This is a genomic window from Aurantiacibacter rhizosphaerae (genome assembly GCF_009807005.1).
Classification (GTDB): domain Bacteria; phylum Pseudomonadota; class Alphaproteobacteria; order Sphingomonadales; family Sphingomonadaceae; genus Alteraurantiacibacter; species Alteraurantiacibacter rhizosphaerae.
Genome location: NZ_WUBR01000003.1, coordinates 20,414 through 35,166, shown reverse-complemented (window position 1 = coordinate 35,166; position 14,753 = coordinate 20,414). Strand labels below are relative to the sequence as shown.

General features: G+C 61.5%; 14 protein-coding genes and 1 tRNA gene. 1 reads left to right on the top strand and 14 read right to left on the bottom strand.

Annotated features, from left to right (window positions below; genetic code table 11):
- Positions 1 to 48: 48 nt before the first annotated feature.
- Genes GRF63_RS12455 through GRF63_RS12440 form a run of 4 tightly spaced genes read right to left on the bottom strand, consistent with a single transcriptional unit; the run spans position 49 to position 3,467 of the window.
- A complete protein-coding gene (locus GRF63_RS12455; protein ID WP_160486391.1) occupies positions 49 to 864 on the bottom strand; it encodes a DUF2059 domain-containing protein in 816 nt (271 codons plus the stop codon).
- Positions 865 to 869: 5 nt separating this feature from the next.
- Positions 870 to 2,312: a phosphoglucomutase/phosphomannomutase PgmG gene (pgmG, locus tag GRF63_RS12450; RefSeq protein WP_160486390.1), complete on the bottom strand. Its 1,443-nt coding sequence runs from the start codon at positions 2,310 to 2,312 to the stop codon at positions 870 to 872.
- Between the two features lie 32 nt (positions 2,313 to 2,344).
- On the bottom strand, positions 2,345 to 2,629 hold the full coding sequence (locus tag GRF63_RS12445; protein WP_160486389.1) for a J domain-containing protein: 285 nt from the start codon (positions 2,627 to 2,629) through the stop codon (positions 2,345 to 2,347).
- A gap of 7 nt (positions 2,630 to 2,636) precedes the next feature.
- Positions 2,637 to 3,467 carry a division plane positioning ATPase MipZ gene (locus GRF63_RS12440; protein ID WP_160486388.1) on the bottom strand — a complete coding sequence of 277 codons (831 nt, stop codon included), beginning with the start codon at positions 3,465 to 3,467 and terminating at the stop codon, positions 2,637 to 2,639.
- 68 nt (positions 3,468 to 3,535) lie between these two features.
- On the opposite strand from GRF63_RS12440, the gene panC reads away from it, so the two are divergent.
- A complete protein-coding gene (gene panC, locus GRF63_RS12435; protein WP_160486387.1) occupies positions 3,536 to 4,390 on the top strand; it encodes a pantoate--beta-alanine ligase in 855 nt (284 codons plus the stop codon).
- Positions 4,391 to 4,410: 20 nt separating this feature from the next.
- On the opposite strand, the gene GRF63_RS12430 is transcribed toward panC, so the two are convergent.
- From GRF63_RS12430 to pepN, 10 genes are all read right to left on the bottom strand, one after another.
- Positions 4,411 to 5,022, bottom strand: coding sequence for a hypothetical protein (locus GRF63_RS12430; protein WP_160486386.1), 612 nt, complete (start codon positions 5,020 to 5,022; stop codon positions 4,411 to 4,413).
- A gap of 138 nt (positions 5,023 to 5,160) precedes the next feature.
- A tRNA-Gly gene (locus GRF63_RS12425) sits at positions 5,161 to 5,234 on the bottom strand.
- Between the two features lie 40 nt (positions 5,235 to 5,274).
- Positions 5,275 to 5,916: an OmpA family protein gene (locus GRF63_RS12420; protein WP_160486385.1), complete on the bottom strand. Its 642-nt coding sequence runs from the start codon at positions 5,914 to 5,916 to the stop codon at positions 5,275 to 5,277.
- 11 nt (positions 5,917 to 5,927) lie between these two features.
- Positions 5,928 to 7,781, bottom strand: a complete 1,854-nt coding sequence (locus GRF63_RS12415) for a cation:proton antiporter (protein WP_160486384.1) — start codon at positions 7,779 to 7,781, stop codon at positions 5,928 to 5,930.
- Positions 7,782 to 7,876: 95 nt separating this feature from the next.
- Positions 7,877 to 8,413 carry an adenine phosphoribosyltransferase gene (locus GRF63_RS12410; RefSeq protein ID WP_160486869.1) on the bottom strand — a complete coding sequence of 179 codons (537 nt, stop codon included), beginning with the start codon at positions 8,411 to 8,413 and terminating at the stop codon, positions 7,877 to 7,879.
- 29 nt (positions 8,414 to 8,442) lie between these two features.
- Positions 8,443 to 9,300: a cytochrome c1 gene (locus tag GRF63_RS12405; protein ID WP_160486383.1), complete on the bottom strand. Its 858-nt coding sequence runs from the start codon at positions 9,298 to 9,300 to the stop codon at positions 8,443 to 8,445.
- A gap of 29 nt (positions 9,301 to 9,329) precedes the next feature.
- Complete coding sequence (locus tag GRF63_RS12400) at positions 9,330 to 10,625, bottom strand: cytochrome b (RefSeq protein WP_160486382.1); 1,296 nt, start codon at positions 10,623 to 10,625, stop codon at positions 9,330 to 9,332.
- A gap of 16 nt (positions 10,626 to 10,641) precedes the next feature.
- On the bottom strand, positions 10,642 to 11,226 hold the full coding sequence (petA, locus tag GRF63_RS12395; RefSeq protein WP_160486868.1) for a ubiquinol-cytochrome c reductase iron-sulfur subunit: 585 nt from the start codon (positions 11,224 to 11,226) through the stop codon (positions 10,642 to 10,644).
- Positions 11,227 to 11,413: 187 nt separating this feature from the next.
- The gene (gene pgeF, locus GRF63_RS12390) at positions 11,414 to 12,097 is read right to left on the bottom strand and encodes a peptidoglycan editing factor PgeF (protein WP_160486381.1); all 684 of its coding nucleotides are present in this window, start codon (positions 12,095 to 12,097) and stop codon (positions 11,414 to 11,416) included.
- Positions 12,090 to 14,744 carry an aminopeptidase N gene (gene pepN, locus GRF63_RS12385; RefSeq protein WP_160486380.1) on the bottom strand — a complete coding sequence of 885 codons (2,655 nt, stop codon included), beginning with the start codon at positions 14,742 to 14,744 and terminating at the stop codon, positions 12,090 to 12,092. The genes pgeF and pepN overlap by 8 nt, the downstream gene beginning before the upstream one ends.
- Positions 14,745 to 14,753 lie beyond the last annotated feature (9 nt).

Here is a 14,753-nt window from a genome sequence, read left to right as displayed (position 1 = left end):
AACGCGCCAGCCACGGCGATGGTTGCATCGCGGCGATGCCTGCCCTGTCTACATGCCTATCGCGCTGGTTTCCGCAGCCGCCTGCATGGCTTCTTCCAGCGCCTCTGCAGAAAGGCCCGTCAGTTTCATCAGGCGCGCGCGATCGGTTTCGCTCAGCTCCGCATAGCTGCGCATCTGGGGCACATCGGCCAGCGCTTCTTCCATCATGGCGGGCATTTGCGCGAAGGAGCCGAACAACAGGTCCGGTTCGGAGAACATGGCCGCCATGATCCGCGGATCGCCCGCCATGGCATAGGATTGCCGCGCATAGCTGAGGCCGCTTGGCGTGGAGAAGAAGCCATCGATGTCGACCAGTTCTTCCTGCGTGAAATGGATGGCGTAAAGCTCGCTCATCACGTTCCGCATGATCGGCTCCATCCGTGTCATCATGTCGCTCATCATGGTCTGCGTCATGGTGCTGATCGCCTGGTTACGCTCCCTCCAGGCGGGATCGATCATTTTCAGGATCTCGGCAGAGGCGTCCTCGCCAATTGCCAGCTCTTCCGGCGCATATCCCAGCGCGCCTTGCAGCGCCGCGCCTTCATCCTCATTCGTCATTTCCAGGATCGGGCCAAGCACGCCGTTGAAGGCAGAGCCCATGACTTCCATCATCGCACCTTCGGGAAGGATCTTTTCCACCACGCCGCGCGCCATCGGCAGGCGAGCCTCCTGCTCCGGCGTCAGCGGTTCCACCTCGAACATGGTGCCCAGCATCGCCAGCTGTTCCATATCCGGGTCGTCCTGCGCAATTGCCGCCACGGGGGACAGCGCCAGCGTTGCGGCGCCAAACAGTGCAAATGCCGTTTTGCGGATCATCATATTCATATTTCTCAATGCCCCACGCTTTCGCCGCGTTGCAGGCCGCTTAGTGCCAGTTGTTCGTCAATCAGGCCCAACAATCGTGCCAGCCCTTCCTCGGTATCGCTTTCGGCGCGGGCCACCAGCACATCCTGCGTGTTGGATGCGCGCAGCAGCCACCAGCCGTCGGGCGTGTTCACCCGCACGCCATCGATTTTGTTGACCTCTATGCCTTCGGGCACATCCGGACCTGTCAAACGCGCCTTCACCTCCTCGATCGCGGCAAACTTGCGGCTTTCGTCCACCTGAAAGCGCAATTCCGGCGTGTTGAGCATGGCGGGCATTTCTTCGCGCAACTGCGTAACCGTACGGCCCAGCCGGGCAGAGGCGGCGATCAGGCGCACGCCGGCGTACAGCGCATCGTCGAAACCGTAATAATCGTCGGCAAAAAACACGTGGCCGCTCATTTCCCCTGCCAGCGGCGCGGAAACTTCCTTCATTTTGGATTTAATCAGCGAGTGGCCGGTCTTCCACATCACGGGCTTGCCGCCGTGTTTTTCTACCGCGTCAAACAGCGCGCGGCTGGCCTTCACATCGGCGATAATCGTGGAACTAGGTAGTCTTGCGAGGAGGTCCTCCGCGTAAATCATGAGTAACTGATCCCCCCAGATGACACGGCCTTCGCCATCGATGGCGCCGATCCGGTCGCCATCGCCGTCGAAAGCCACTCCGAAGTGGAGGTTCTTCTCCGCGACAAGTTTTCTGAGGTCGGCAAGGTTGGCCTCAACAGTGGGATCAGGATGATGATTGGGAAAACTACCGTCGACTTCAGTAAACAGCAGGTGATGCTCACCCGGAAGGCGCTTGGCGAGGAGCTCGAGCGCGGGGCCGGCAGCACCGTTCCCTGCGTCCCAGCCGACCTTAAGCCCGGAGAGCGCCGATGCGTCCACCCCGGAGAGTGCAGCCAGGAGACGCTCGACATACTCTTCGATGATTTCGAGGCTTTCAACGCTGCCGGTCCCGTCGAGCCAATCGCCACCGGCCGCGAGTTCCCCGATCCGCTGGATATCGACGCCGAAGAACGGTCGGCCACGAAATACCATCTTGAAGCCATTGTAATTGGCGGGATTGTGGCTGCCAGTTATCTGAATGCCGCCATCCACCTCTTCGGCTGAGGCTTCGGCGTAATACAGCATGGGCGTTGCCCCCATGCCGATGCGCCGCACATCGCAGCCGCTGCCTGTAAGCCCTTCGATCAGGGCGTGTTCCAGCATGGGAGAGCTGACGCGGCCATCATAGCCCACGGCCACCAGCGGCGCACGTTCGCGGCCCGTCTCTTCCCGCTCCAAATCGCGGCGCAGCAGCGTACCGAAACTGCGCCCGATGGCCCGCGCATCATCCGCGCCAAGCGTTGCACCGATAATGCCGCGAATGTCATATTCGCGCAGGACGGTGGAATCGAATTGGTGATTCATGGGTCTTTCCTAGAACGCCCGCGGGCGCGCCATCAGGGCAATTGATCGGGCAGCTCATCCAGCAACAGGTCCCTTGCGGCATTCGCCTCATGAACCTGCGCATTGGTGCCGCCCCGATCCGGGTGGACCATGGCGACAAGGCGCTTATGCGCGGCAATTATTTCATTTCGGTTGGCGTTCTGCTCCACGCCCAACGTCTTGCGCGCGTTGAACACGGCCTGCTGCCGGGTGGAGATCCTGGGTTGCCACGGCCAGCGTTTGAAGATCCAGTAATACATCAGGATCACGATGCCGATGATGATGATGAACTTGCTCATCCGCGGGTCAAGCAGGCTCAACCATCGGCGTTGTCGCCAGCTTTGGGGCATCGTCGCCATGCTTGGGCACCCGCAGCTTCAGGTTGGCCACAAGGTTGCGCAATTCCTGCCGGGCCACCAGGTGGCTGGTGCCCAGTTCCCCCAGGTGCCCCTTGTCCAGCAAGGTAAGTCCGGATGGAAACAGCTCACGATAGACGACGCGTTCGGACAGGCCCTGCACCGCGCGAAAGCCCACGCGCTTGGAAAGCTCAGTCAGCGCCTCGTCAATGCGGCGCTGGTTGCGGGCATCGGTGTAGCCGGTGCGGTTGCGCACAACCACCCAGTCCATCTCGCGCTTCTGCTCCTCCAGCTGCACCCGGCTGCGCTTGATCCGCGCCTCCCAGATCAGTTCGGCATAGAAGCTGAGCTTGCGAACCTTGAAATTCTCCGCATCCACCTGCCCGATCAGGTCAAAATCCACGAAGCTGTCGTTCATCGGCGTAACCAGCGTATCCGCGCTGGCGGCCACGTGGCGGGCGAAGGGATCGTCACGGCCCGGCGTATCGAACAGCAGGAAATCCATGCCTTCGCCAATGCGCGCGGCTTCCTCCTCCAGCGCTTCGATGGTGTCGCCGTGGCAGATATCGAACTTGGGGCCGGCCAGTTGCACCTTGCGCCTGCGCTGCGTTTCGGCGCGGTTCTCGCAATAACGGAAGAAGGTCTTCTGCCGCGTATCCAGATCGAGGGCAGCAACCCTTGCGCCCTGATAGGCCAGCGCCACCGCGATGTGCACGGCAGTGGTGGATTTGCCGGTGCCACCCTTTTCATTGGCGAACACGATACGATGCGGGGCTGTCACAGGCGGTCTTTCTCTTAGCTGTCTTGGGCGCTAGGCCGTGGCACACAGTCTATCGGAGCGCCGCGCCCATGCAAACCGTCACCACCCTGCCCAACCTTCGCCTAGCTGTGGATGAAATCCGCAAAACGGGCACAATCGCGCTCGTCCCCACGATGGGCGCGCTGCACGAAGGGCATCTGACGCTGGTGCGGGAGGCGGCAAAGCTGGCCGATCACGTGGCGGTTTCGATTTTCGTGAACCCCCGCCAGTTTGGCGAAGGGGAGGATCTGGACGCCTATCCCCGCCAGCTGGCAGAGGATAGCGCCAAGCTGGAGGCGGAGGGAGTGGTCCTACTGTGGGCGCCCGATGCCAGCGCGATGTATCCGCAAGGCTATGCCACCAACATCTCCGTCAACGGTGTGAGCGACGGGCTGTGCGGCGCGGATCGACCCGGCCATTTTGACGGTGTGGCAACGGTGGTGTGCAAATTGTTCAACCAGGTCCGCCCAGACATTGCGCTGTTCGGGGAAAAGGACTGGCAGCAGCTCGCCGTGATCCGCCGCATGGCCCGCGATCTGGACCTTGTGCAGCCCCACGCCGATGCCATTCACGGCGCGGCAATCGTGCGCGATCCCGATGGCCTGGCGATGAGCAGCCGCAACGCCTACCTCTCTGCAACGCACCGCGCCGCCGCCGCCACCCTGCCCCGCGCCATGGACGAGGCGATTGCCCGCATCCGCGACGGACAGGAAACTGCTGCCACGCTTGCCATGCTCGAGGATGAACTGCTGGGCGCAGGCTTCTCCCGCGTCGATTACGCCGAACTTCGCGATGCCGACAGTATTGCCGCGCTGGATGGCGACAATGGCAATGCGCGGCTGTTCGTGGCCGCGCGCATCGGCCAGACCCGGCTGATCGACAACAAGCCGGTCTCGTCAGCGTAGACTGATTACTTGCGAGGCAATCAGGGGCGATAGACCCAGTATTCGGCGCCCCAGCGTTCTTCCAGATCGGTCAGGCATTCGCGGTGAATTTCCCGCACGCGTTGCGGCGTCATATATTCGGCCGGATCGATCTCCTCGATCGTCAGCGTGGCCTTGTCCTCGTAGATGTGTTCGCCCTTCAACAGCGCGTTCTCGTCATAAGGCCAGATGAAGGCCTGCCGCGAATGCGCGATATACAGCCCGTCGTCCTTCTCCACCTGCTGACCCAGCTTCTTCAGCTCTGCGCCGGTCGCCATCTGGTGAAACCACATTTCATCGGCAATGCCCCAATCGGCCACCGCGATCTGGTCACCGCTGTTCCACAGCACCACGTCGCCGATGCTGGCGTAAAAATCGGACACGCCCGCCCGTCCCTTGACGACGAAGCCGTCACCCCAGGTGAAATGGTAGACCGGATCATCGGCCATCATGTCGGGCGCGGTGATTTCCTTGAACATGCCGCCGCCTTCAAGATGCACGTGGCGGCAATAGTTTTTCAGGATCGCCCGGTGCATTGGATTATCCAGGCTTTCGACAAGGGCGATTGCCGGATCCATGCAGCGGTAGACTTCGGCTTCATATTTGCTGGCCATAGTATTCTCTCCCGCCAGCATCTTATCACAATTTAAGCGAAAGCTGTCTGGGAGTTTGCGAATGGCCCTCTTCCGCGGCCGATCACCGGTCGCAGTTGCCTATATTGGCGACAGTCTGCAATTTCAGGGAGAAGGAGTTGGAGCGGGTAGCGGGAATCGAACCCGCATAACCAGCTTGGAAGGCTGGGGCTTTACCACTAAGCTATACCCGCCCGCTCGGCCCACGCCGATGCCACCGGAACCGGGCTCTCGTCAAGCGTCCTGATCGCTGCTCGCGTTTTCTTCGTCCGTATCGCCGTCAGCCGGCTCTGGCGGAGCGATGCGGATAACCACGCGCCTGTTCTTGCGGCGGCCCTCTTCATTGGCGGTGCCATCGGGCATGGCGTTGGGGGCGATGGGGTTCTGCTCGCCAAAGGCGATGATCTCGATCCTGTCATCGTCCACGCCGCGCTCCACCAGCCAGGCGGCCACGGCTTCGGCACGGGCACGCGATGCCCGCAGATTGGCCTGATCGTTTCCGCCCGAATCGGTGTGACCGCCAAGGATCACCGGCCAGTCTTCCTCTATCGCCCGCTGTTTCATCAGGCCGGCAAGGCGCCGTTCCGCTGCCTCCGAAATGTCGGAGCCATCGGGAAACGGCAGCGTCATCTCAACAGGCTGCACCGGCAGTTCCGCGGTCTTGGTATCGGGCGCAGCATCCTCGCGAATGATGGAGGCGACAGGCGATGCGCTACCACTGGGCGTGGGCGAAGGCACGGGCGTGGCCGATGGATCGAGGGTATTGCCCTCTTCCGCCGCCACGGGCTCTTCACCGTCAGCGTCCTGCCGCAATTCGCAGGCGGACAGGAACAGTGCAAGCGATGCCGCCGCGGCGATGGTGAGTTTGGTCTTCATATCCTGCATCCTCATGCCGGTTGCGGCTTGTTGCCGCCTTTTCCATTGCGTTTCGCAGCCTTTTCCTCGGCCGTGCTGGCGCGTGGCGGAGAATAGGAGATGATCGTATCTCCCGGTTGCGGTTCTGGTGCGGCGGCGTGGGTGAAGAAGCGCAGGTCGCCATCCGATTCCACCAGCATCAGCATGCTGGCCGCCTCTGGCAGAGCTTCGCGCGCATCCTCGACACTGAACTTGTCGGACAGCTTGGTGCGGCGGAACTCCCACCCTTCCATCTGCCGTTGCTGCACATCGTCCACTCCGAAGCCGGAATGGAAGAGCGACCGGCCACGCAGGCTGGAAGGGATGGCGCGGTGATCGTCATGATCCGCACCCTCGCCCAGCTGATAGACCCTGTCCGTGCCGATTTCCGGCGCGAATTCAGAGCACACGAGGGTGTTATACGCCTCATTATCGGTGGCCGCGATCAGCACCTGATACGGCGTCATATCCAGATTGTGCTCGGTCGCTTCGTTCAGGATTTCGCCGTGATAGGTGGGCAGGCCAGCGGCCCGTGCGGGCTTCAGCTTCTGCCAGCTTGAATCCACCAGCATCACGGGCGTGCCCAGATCATGCAGCTGCCGCGCAAGGGCAACCGTCCACTGCGTTGCACCCACGATGACGATGCCGGGCTGCGTTGCGCCCTTCACCTTCAGCAGCTTTGCCACGATGTCGATGGTGAAGCCATGCGCCACGATGGTGGTGACGACCACGGCAAAGCTCAGCCCGATCAGGATCGTGCCATCGGCATAGCCAAGATCTTCCAGGCGCAGCGCGAACAGGCCGCAGATGGCCACCAGCACGATGCCGCGCGGCGCAATCCACGCCAGGAACAATCGCTCGTTCCAGGGCACGTCGGAGAACAGCAGACTGAGCAGAACCGTTGCCGGGCGCACCAGGAACAGCAGGGCGAGCAGGAACAGGCCGAATTGCCATTCGAACTGGCGCAACTGATCGAGATCCAGACTGGCCGACAGCAGGATAAAGATGCCCGACACCAGCAGCACGGCGATGTTCTGTTTGAACGGATGGATACTGCGCAAGCTGGAGACATGCATGTTGGCAAGCGCGATGCCCATCACGGTCACGGCCAGCAGGCCAGCCTCATGCTCGATCTTGTTACAGATCACGAAAGTGCCGACCACGGCCACCAGCAGTACCGGCACTTTCAGGAATTCAGGCACGAAGCCGCGCGGGAAGCTCCATGCGATGATCCATGCCGCGGCAAAGCCGATCAGGCCGGAGATGCCCGCGGCGATGGCGATTTCGGGCACCACTTCATAGGCCGTGCCGCCAGTAGCGGCGGTGCTGCGGAAATATTCATAAGCGATCACGGCACACAGCGCGCCGAAGGGATCGTTTACGATAGCTTCCCATCTCAGAAGTGCGGCGGGCCGCTGTTGCACGGCGCTCTGCCGCAGCAGCGGAATAACCACGGTAGGGCCGGTGACCACCAGGATGCCGGCAAACAGGATGGCAACCGGCCAGACGAGGCCGGCGATGTAATAGCCCGCAAGCGAGCCGAACAGCCAGCCAAGCGGAACGCCGAATATGACGAGGCGCCACACGCCGCCGCCATATTTGCGGAATTCGCGGAATTCCAGGCTCAGGCCGCCTTCGAACAGGATCAGCGCAACACCGATGGAGATCATCGGCTCCAGCATTCCGCCAAAGGCAGTCTCCGGGTCCATGATACCAAGAACGGGGCCGGCAAGAAAACCTGCGGCCAGCATCAGCACGATGGCCGGCCAACCGGTGCGCCAAGCCACCCATTGCGCGCCGATGCCCAAAACACCGACCAGCGCGATCACGATCGCCTGTTCTTCCATTAGTCGCCCGCCTTCATGAAGCCCCGATAATCAGCAATAATGCCTGACTTCCCATAACTTTCCCATAGGGACCTAGGTCCCATGGGGGAGGAACGTCAACGGCCGCCGAATTGGAGCAACGCCTTGGCCTCTAATCCGGCATCGGCCAAAGCTTGCGCACCGCCCAGTTCGGGCAGCTCTATCACGAACAGTGCATGTGACACCATGGCCCCGGCCCGGCGCAGCAGGCGCGCCCCTGCCAGGGCAGTGCCGCCTGTTGCCAGCAGATCATCCACCAGCAGCACGTTCTCGTCTGCGGTAATGATGGAAGGATCGAGTTCCAGCCGCGCCTCGCCATATTCCAGCGCGTAATCTTCGCCGATGCACTCCACCGGCAATTTGTTGGCCTTGCGCAAGGGGACAAAGCCTTTGCCAAGGCGAATGGCGAGCGCGGTTCCGAAGATGAAGCCGCGCGCTTCCACCCCGGCCACCTTGTCCACGCGCAGATCGCTGGCAAGTTCGGCCAGCATATCGACAGAAGCCGCCAGCCCTTCGGCATCGGCGAGCAGCGTGGTGATATCGCGGAACTGAATACCCGGAGACGGAAAATCCGGGACCGTGCGGATCAGGTCTTTCAACCCATCACGCCCCAGCCCCGGATCTGTATCCGGCAATTTTGCCTCTAGTCCTTGCGGCGCTTGGGCTTCACGTCGGCCCAGACCTGCTTCTTGGCGAACCAGGCAAGGATCGTTGCGAACAGCAGGAAGCCCAGCACCGGCAGGCCGGTCTGCTTGCGCTTGATCAGCGCAGGCTCTGCAGTCCAAGTGAGGAAGGCAGCCACATCCTGCGACATCTGCGAGATCGTGGCATCGGTGCCATCGGCATAGGTTACCTGACCGTCGCTGGTAAGCGGCGGTGCCATCGCCAGGTTGAGGTTGGCGAAATACGGGTTGTAATACAGGCCTGTGCCCGGCGCTGCGTCAGGGAAATCTTCCAGCATGCGCTCTGGCGGCTGCTGATAGCCGGTCAGCAGGCTGTAGACGTAATTGCTGCCGTGATGGCGGGCCTTCGTCATCAGCGAAAGATCAGGCGGGATCGCGTTGTTGTTGGCAGCAGCGGCAGCCACGGCATTGGGATAGGGCGAAGGGAAATAATCGGTCGGCAGAGCCTGACGCATTTCGTTTTCACCCGTGTCCGGATTGATGCCGGGCACCTGCCAGGTGGCGGCTTCCGCCTTCACCTGCGCTTCGGAATAGCCGAGCTGCGCAAGATCGCGGAAGGCCACGAATTTCAGCGAGTGACAGGCGGAGCACACTTCCTTGTAGACCTGATAGCCGCGCTGCAGCTGGGCATAATTCCAGGTGCCGAAGACACCATCGAAGGAATAGCCAGCTTCAGGGCCGTGGGCCTCTTCATGGAAGGCGTGTTCTGCGGTTTCGGCCACTTCTTCGGTCGCAGCGGTGTAAGCGCCGGTGACGAAGGCGAGCAACACCACAAAGGTGAAGCCAAGACCAACAAGGATACCAACAAGGCGGATCATTTTTTCGTCTTTCCCTTAATCTCGGCTCGTCAGGTGGCCACCGGCTCGGCGTTTTCGCCCAGCACGGCTTTCTTGTCGGATCCCAGCACCGCCTCGGTGATAGAGAACGGCAGCGGATCGGGCCGTTCAATCGAGGAGATGATTGGTAGGATCACCAGGAAATGGAGGAAGTAATATGCAGTCGCGATCTGGCTGATCATCACATAGGGTTCTTCAGCCGGGGCGCCGCCGCAATAGAACAGCACTGCCATGACCGGGATCAGGCCGAACCAGAAGAACTTGCGGAACAGCGGGCGATAGTGGCCGCTGCGGACCGGACCCTTGTCCAGCCAGGGCAGGAAGAACCACACCAGGATTGCGCTGAACATGGCCAGCACGCCCCACAGCTTTGCCGGCAGGATGAAGTCGAAGGTGAAGGCACGCAGAATCGCGTAGAACGGATAGAAATACCATTCCGGCACGATGTGCGCAGGCGTGGAGAGCGGGTTCGCCTCGATATAGTTATCGGGGTGGCCCAGCGTGTTCGGCAGGAAGAACACGAAGGTCATGAACACGATCAGCGCAACGCCCAGTCCGAAGCCATCCTTGGCGGTGTAGTAAGGGTGGAACGGCACAGTGTCGCTCTCGGTCTTCACTTCAACGCCCGTGGGGTTGCTGGAGCCGGGAATATGCAGCGCCCAGATGTGCAGGATAACGGCACCTGCAATCACGAAGGGCAGCAGGAAGTGCAGGCTGAAGAAGCGGTTCAGCGCGGCATTGTCCGGCGCAAAACCACCCAGCAGCCAGGTCTTCAGCGGCGGGCCGACCAGCGGGATCGCCTCGAACAGGCCGGTGATAACCTGCGCGCCCCAGAAGCTCATCTGGCCCCACGGCAGCACATAGCCCATGAAGGCGGTGGCCATCATCAGCAGGAAGATAACGACGCCGATCAGCCAGATCATTTCGCGCGGCGGCTTGTACGATGCGTAAAACAGGCCGCGGAAGATGTGGATGTAGATGACGACGAAGAAGAAGCTGGCGCCGTTGGCGTGCGTATAACGCATCAGCCAACCCCAGTTCACATCACGCGCAATGTGCTCCACCGTGGCGAAGGCGACCTGCGTGTTCGCGGCATAATGCATCGCCAGCACGACGCCGGTGACGATCTGCAAAACCAGGAAGAACCCGGCGAGAACGCCGAAATTCCAGAAATAGGAGAGGTTGCGCGGCACCGGATAGCCGGCGCCCACCGCGTTGTAGATGAAGCGAGGAAGCGGCAGCTTCTCGTCGAAAAACTTCATCACGCCGTTTTGCGGGGTGTATTCCTTGGCCCAGGGGAAGCTCATTTTCTTCTCTCTCGCCTCAGCCGATCACGAGGGTCGTGTCGGACGTGAATTCATAGTCGGGAACGACAAGGTTGGAAGGCGCCGGACCCTTACGGATACGGGCTGCCGTGTCGTAGTGCGAACCGTGGCAGGGGCAGAAATATCCGCCGAACTCGCCCTTGTTCTCACCTTCCTGTGCGCCAAGCGGCACACAGCCAAGGTGGGTACAAACGCCCATCACCACCAGCACGCTTTCATGGCCCGGCTTGGTGCGTTCTTCCAGCGTCTGCGGATCACGCAGGGAGGAGGTGTTGACGGCATTGGCCGCCTCAATCTCTGCCGGGGTCAAGCGGCGCACGAAGATCGGCTGCTTGCGGAACACGGCCTTGATCGACTGGCCCACGTCCAGGCTGGAGATATCCAGTTCCGTCGTGCTTTCGGCCAGCACGTCTTTCGAAGGCGCCATCTGGCTTACCAGCGGCAGCAGTACGGCAAGACCGCCCACGCCCGCTGCGGAAACCGCGGCGATATTGATAAAATCGCGACGACGAACGCCGTCTTCGCCTTCGACACCTTCGGTTACATCAGGAGTCGTGTCAGCAATACCAGTGGTGGATGCCATACCCTTGCCTTGCCTGCCGCCACCAGATGCCATGCTGGCCCGTGGTGACGATGAGATTCGTTCAAAAACCGCGCGACGAACCGTTGCCGGGCGGCGGCTTGGCGCGGCTGATAGACGAGCAAACCCGCGCTGCCAACCCGCCTTTTGGCTCTAATGTGACAAGCGCAGCAAGGAAGCCCCCCACAATCTAGGTCGGGAGGCGTATCAGCGAAACCTGCCGACCCCCTGTCGGTTCCCCGCGATGGGTGGCGCGGCGATAGGAATGAAAACGCCGCGCGGCGGAGTAAGTGTCCATTTCCAGAGGGCAAACCGATTCGATTCCGGCGGAGGAAAGACGTTGCGCCACAAGGGCTTCCAGGTCGAAATGCCACTTGCCCGGCCCGGTGGCCTGGAAAAATTCGTGATCGGCAGCGGCGAAATTGGCGCGCATGTCTGCGCCCACTTCATAGCTGTCCTGCGCGATGCACGGGCCGATGGCGGCGGCAATCCGTTCCCGCCGCGCGCCCAGCTTTTCCATTTGCGCGATAACCGCTTCCACCACGCCGCCCTGCGCACCGCGCCAGCCCGCGTGAGCCGCGCCAATCACGCCGCCGGCTTCATCGGCCAGCAGGATCGGCGCGCAATCGGCGGTGACGATGCCAAGCGCGATGCCCGGCGTTGCCGTGGCCATGGCGTCCGCCTCAGGCCGTTCACCTTCAGCAAAGGGAGCCGTGACAGCGATGGCATCGGGCGAATGCACCTGCTTCACCATCACCACGCTGGCATCGCCCACGGCCAGATCATAAGCGCGGGTATCGCTTTGCGCCGCATCCAGAAAGCCATGCGGGACGGACAGGTTCTCCGCCTTTATGACCCGGCCCGCGTTAGCCAAGGCTCCGGCTCACCTGCTCATATGTATCGCGAGACAATGCAGGCGCAGAGGCGATGCGTTCAAGCTGCTCCTTCATCATCGCGGACCTTTTCGGCTCCATCCTTCGCCATTTGCCAAGCTGCGGCACGAATCGGGCGGCGGTTTGCGGATTGATCGGGTCCAGCGCCAGGATCACATCGGCCACCAGCCTGTACCCTTCCCCATCTGCGGCGTGGAAGGCGTGCGGGTTATAGGCAAACGCCATGAAGAGCGAGCGGACGCGATTGGGGTTCTTCATGGTGAAATCCGGATGCTCTGCCAGCGCCTTCACATGTTCAATCGTATTGGGATGCATGGATCCTGCCTGCAGGGCAAACCACTTGTCCACCACCAGCGCATTGCCCTTGTACCGGTTGTAGAAATCCAGCAGCGCATTGGTGCGCTCTATGCCGTCCACACCGGTCAGCACCATCAGCGCGCCCTGCCGGTCCGTCATGTTATCGGCAGCCTCATATTGCGCCCATGCCATTGCACGGCCCAGCTCTGGATCGCCTGCGGCAAGAAACATCAGCGCCTGCGTCTTCACCTTGCGGGCACCGCGCGCCTCCGGCTGCAAGCTGTAGGGTACGGCGCTGGCACGTTTATGCAGGGCGGAGAAATCGTCCTTCAGCGTGGCACCGATGGCTGCGCGCAGAGCCTGGCGCTCTTCATGGATGCGACCCGGATCGGCCACGGCCATGGTCTCTGCCAGATAGGTTTCACTTGGCAGAACCAGCAGTTCCCCGCGCATCAGATCGTCCAGCGCATCATCCTGCAACACGGCCCTGATCGCTGCGGCAATCGCGGTACGCGCAGAATCACGCTCCGCATCGGCAAGATCGCCATTCACCGACTGCTTGAGATGGGAGACGATCAGGTCCTGCAGCGCCTCGTAACGGGCGAAGGGATCATCGTCATGCGCGGCCAGGAAAACCAGATCGTCCTGCGCAATGTCCCGCTCTATCACCACCGGCGCGGAGAAGCCGCGATTGATGGAGAGGACGGGAGGCTGCGCGAAGCCTTCGAAGGTAAAACTGGCCTCCTGCGAATCGAGAACGATCAACTCCTCGCCGCGATGCGATTTCGATTCGCGATCGAACAGCGCCAGTTTAAGCGGGATTGGCATGGGCTGCTTTTCCGGCTGACCGGGCGTTGCCGGCACATCCTGCGAGAGATGCAGCGTGGCCGTATTGCCAGCATGCTCCAGCCTGACCGTGATCTTCGGCGTGCCGGCCTGCGAATACCAGCGGCGGAACTGTTCCAGATCCAGCCCGGCACCTTCCTCTATCGCGCGGACGAAATCCTCGCAGGTTGCCGCCTCCCCATCGTGGCGATCGAAATAGAGATCGGTTCCCTTGCGGAAGCGTTCTTCCCCGCACATGGTCCGCATCATGCGGATGACTTCGGCGCCCTTGTTGTAGACTGTGGCGGTGTAGAAATTGCTGATCTCGCGATAGCTGTCAGGCCGGATGGGATGCGCCAGCGGGCCGGAATCCTCGGGGAACTGCGCCCCGCGAAGGACACGCACATCCTCTATGCGCTTCACCGGCGCGCTTCCCATGTCCTGGCTGAACAGCTGATCGCGCAAGACGGTGAAGCCTTCCTTCAGCGAAAGCTGGAACCAGTCACGGCAGGTGATGCGATTGCCGGACCAGTTGTGGAAATATTCATGCGCGATCACGCCTTCTACACCGTCAAAATCGCCATCGGTGGCGGTATCCTCGTCCGCCAGCACATATTTGGTGTTGAAGACGTTGAGGCCCTTGTTCTCCATCGCGCCCATGTTGAAATCAGAAACGGCCACGATGTTGAACAGGTCCAGGTCATATTCGCGGCCAAAGGTTTCCTCGTCCCAGCGCATCGACTTCTTCAGCGATTCCATCGCGTGGCCGGTGCGGTCGAGATCGCCGTCGCGCACGTAGATGTTCAGCGTGACTTCGCGGCCGTTCATGGTGGTGAAGCTGTCGGTATTGGCAACCAGTTGCCCGGCCACCAGCGCGAACAGGTAGCTCGGCTTGGGCCAGGGATCATGCCATTCGGCCCAATGGGTGCCATCCTCATCCTTGCCGGTGGATTCCAGATTGCCGTTGCACAGCAATACGGGGAATGTCTCTGCATCACCGTGCATTTTCACGCGGTAGGTGGACAGCACATCGGGGCGATCGGGGAAGAAGGTGATGCGGCGAAAGCCCTGCGCCTCGCACTGGGTACACAGCATGCCGTCAGAGGCATAGAGGCCCATCAGCTGCGTGTTTGCCGATGGGTCGATCTCGGTCACGATCCTGATTTCATGCGCCTCGCCCGGCAGGGTGAGGAGCAGATCGTCGCCATCCATCGTCCAGCCATTGCTCGGCTCACCATCGATGGCGACAGAGACAACCTCCAGCCCATCGCCATTCAGGCGGATCGTGGGGGATGCTTCGGCGGCGGGGTTGCGCGCAACTTTGAGCGTGGAGACGATGCGCGTCGCTTCCAGCCCAAGGTCGAAATCCAGCGATACTTCGGGCACGGTCCAGGGGAACGGCTGGTAATCCTCTCGCCGGATCGTGGGCGGCTCTTGCGGAGTGCGCGCGGCATCGGCGAGTTCGGGGTTTCCATCGGGGGTGGAGGGTGTGCGGGCGATATCCATGATGCTGGC